This window comes from Deferrisoma sp. (genome assembly GCF_054681715.1).
Map to the genome: position 1 here is coordinate 1 of NZ_BAAHFQ010000252.1, position 3,009 is coordinate 3,009.

The window sequence follows — 3,009 nt, forward strand, 5'->3', positions numbered from 1 at the left end:
CCCGAGAGCCCGTAGATCTTGGTGGCCACCTCGAACTCGGTGTCCATGAGCATGGGGTAGGTGAGCTGGTACTTCTCGCGCAGGGCCTGGATCTTCTCCCGGTCCTTCTTGTCGCCCCGGCTCAGGGTGATGCCCAGGAGCTGGTAGCCCTTGTCCTTGTACTGGCGGTACTCCTGCTCCAGGCGGGGCATCTCGGCCTTGCAGATGTCGCACCAGGTGGCCCAGAACTCGAGCATGATCACCTTGTGCCCCAGGAACTGATCCAGCGACACGGGCTTCCCGGTCTCGAAGTCCTCCAGGGTGAAGCTGGGGGCCTTGTCGCCGATCTGGAGCCGCATGGCCGTGTCCTGGGCCGCCGCCCCGGCCCCCCACAGAAGCACCAGCGCCGCCCCCAGCACCGCCACCGTCTTCCCCGCAGAAAACCGCATCGTTCTCTCCTCCCTCCGGGCCGTGTCGGCTCGGCTAGTGATCCAGCTCCAGGGGCCGCCGCCACCGTTCCACCGTCTGGCGGGCCCAATCCTCGCCGCGGTCCTCGTGGCACTTTTTGCAGGTGCGCTCGATTCGGCGATCATAGCAGTTATCGGGGTGCACGAGGAAGTAGTCGTAGGAGTGGACGTCCCGCTGGGACTCCTCGGTCGCCATCAGGTCCTTCGTCTGCTGGACGTGGCAGTCGAAGCACACGAGCTTCGCCGAGTCGGGGTGTCTCGTGTGCTCGGCGTACCGATCCTTGAACCCGTGGCACCCGAAGCAGAACCCCATGGCGTCCTCCACCTCGTCGCGGGGCTTCTTGTCGGCGCCGTAGATACCGCACACGTCGCAGCGCACCTTGTTCTTGCCGCTTCGCTCCTCCTTCCACTTGGCGAAGTTCCGGAGGATCGCTTGGGTGTTGGTCTCCTCGGGCTGCTTGTCCACCGGCACGTAGTATTTCCCCAGGTCGTCGCCGGGCCGGAACCCCACCGGGAAGTGGTAGGTGCCCGAGGGATCCTTACCCCGCACGTGGCACGCGGCGCAGATCATCTCGCGGCGGTCGTCGGGCAGTTTCGACGGGTTCACGATGGGCCCGTCGCCACCGGCGTCGGCGTGGGCCCGGCCCGGGCCGTGGCAGGCCTCGCACCCGATCCGGTGCTCCGCCACCTGTCCGGTGGCGGGATCGAACCCGGTCACGTGGCACCCCTTGCAGAATTTGCTGTAGGGCATCTTCCGCCACGACCACACGTTGTAGGGCCGCCACTGCTGGGACTGGATGCTCCAGAGCTTCGGCAGCACGTAGTAGTCGTCGCCGATCTTCTTCATGTACCGCTGGTCCCAGTGGCCGCCGATCACGTAGTCCACGTCATCCTTGGTGAAGCCCAGGTTGGGTACCGAGAAGTCACCCACGATGGCGTCGGGGTTTTTTCGGGCGTCCTGGACGACGGTGGCGTGGAACGTGGTCTTCCAGCCCTCGTACTTGTCGGCGTGGCACTCGGCGCACCGCTCGCTGCCCACGTAGCCGTCCAGATTCCCGGCAAAAGCCGGGGCGGCCCACAGGGTCAGAACGACCCCCCAAAGCATCCATTTCATCGGTCCTTCCCCAGTACGGCCCGCACCTCCGCCTCGAGGCCGGGCATGAGTTCGGGTTTGAATCCGGTGTGGATGGCCCGGACCACCCCCTTGCGGTCGATCAGCACGGTCACGGGGATGAGCCAGCGCGTGTAGTGTTGGGAGATCTCGAGTTCGGGATCGAGCACGATGGGATAGGGCGGGTTGAGCTCGCGCTCCACCATGGCCCGGGTCAGCGCCTCCGGGCTCGCCCGGTCGGTGTTGACCCCGATCACCTGGAGCCCCTCGGGGCCGTAACGTTCCTGGAGCTCCGCGAGGAACGGCATCTCCTCGAGGCACGGGCCGCACCGGATGCCCCAGAACTGCAGGAGCACCACCTTGGGCCCCACGAGCGCCGAGAGCCGGATCTCCTCGCCCATGAGCCCCCGGCCGGTGAAGTCGATGTACCCCTGCCCCTCGGCCACGTGGCCGTCGGCCGGGGGGGGCGGCGCCTCCACCCGGACCACCGGCCCCTCGGGCCGCACCCCGGCGCACCCGAGGGCGAGGATCAACAGTACCCAGAGCGCTCTCGCCGTCCGGGGCACCCGTCACTCCGCGAGCAGGGCCTTCAGGGTCTTTTCGTAGCCGGCCTCGTCCCCGTCCTCGTACCCCTCGTGGCGGAACCGGATGACCCCCTTCTTGTCGATCATCACGTTGAGCGGCGCTCCCATGAGCCCGTAGGCGTCGATCACCGTGAACTCCGGATCGGGGGTGATCGGGAACGTCATGCCGGCGGCCTTGAGGTCGTCGCGCTTGGCCAACTGGCCCCGGATGAACTCGGCGTCCACGCCGTCGGCATTGACGGCCAGGAGCACGAGACCCTGGTCCTTGTACGCCGTCCAGAGCTTCTGAAGGGCCGGGAGCTCCCGCACGCAGGGGCCGCACCGAAGCCCCCAGAAGTTAAGCCAGACCACCTTGCCCCGCAGTTCCGAAAGCCGGTAGGTGTTGCCGTCGAGGTCCGAAAGGGTGAACTCGGGGGCCGGCTTGCCGACCCACTCGTCGCCCCCCTCCCCCGCACCGGCGACGCCCAGGAACGCCAAGACCAGCGCGGCCGCAACCCAGACCCAGATCTTCTTGTGCATGGCGGGCAACTCCCTGTCTGAGAAGAAAGTGACGAAGCGCACGAATTCTAGGGGGGCCGGCGGGCCGGCGTCAACGACCCACGGGAAACCGGTGCCGGCAACACCAAAATGTGGGCGGATGCGGGCGGGAGGGCTGTAAGCCGGGTTCTGTACCCCCGCAAGGGGGGTGGCGGTCATTCCTCTGGGACCCGGGTTTCCCCGGGCCTCCAGCGGCCTACCCGGGAGCTTGGGGCGGGCCACCCTCGTAACGCTCCCCTATTTGGCCTTGCTCCGGGTGGGGTTTGCCGAGCCGGCCCGGTCGCCCGGGCCGCTGGTGAGCTCTTACCTCACCGTTTCACCCTTACCTGGC

At 67.4% G+C, this 3,009-nt stretch carries 4 protein-coding genes and 1 other RNA gene; all 5 read right to left on the minus strand.

Annotation, left to right across the window (positions count from 1 at the left end; translation table 11 throughout):
- A partial coding sequence (locus ACY0I8_RS17400) for a peroxiredoxin family protein (RefSeq protein WP_461395757.1) occupies nt 1-428 on the minus strand: 428 nt, incomplete at its 3' end.
- A gap of 34 nt (nt 429-462) precedes the next feature.
- Entirely contained in the window at nt 463-1,560 is a 1,098-nt protein-coding gene (locus ACY0I8_RS17405; protein WP_461395758.1) for a multiheme c-type cytochrome, read from the minus strand.
- Complete coding sequence (locus ACY0I8_RS17410) at nt 1,557-2,123, minus strand: TlpA disulfide reductase family protein (protein WP_459942379.1); 567 nt, start codon at nt 2,121-2,123, stop codon at nt 1,557-1,559. The genes ACY0I8_RS17405 and ACY0I8_RS17410 overlap by 4 nt, the downstream gene beginning before the upstream one ends.
- Nucleotides 2,124-2,126: 3 nt before the next feature.
- Complete coding sequence (locus ACY0I8_RS17415; protein ID WP_459942380.1) at nt 2,127-2,660, minus strand: peroxiredoxin family protein; 534 nt, start codon at nt 2,658-2,660, stop codon at nt 2,127-2,129.
- A 120-nt stretch (nt 2,661-2,780) separates the two neighbouring features.
- An RNA gene (rnpB, locus tag ACY0I8_RS17420) (RNase P RNA component class A) lies at nt 2,781-3,009 on the minus strand; the annotation flags it as partial.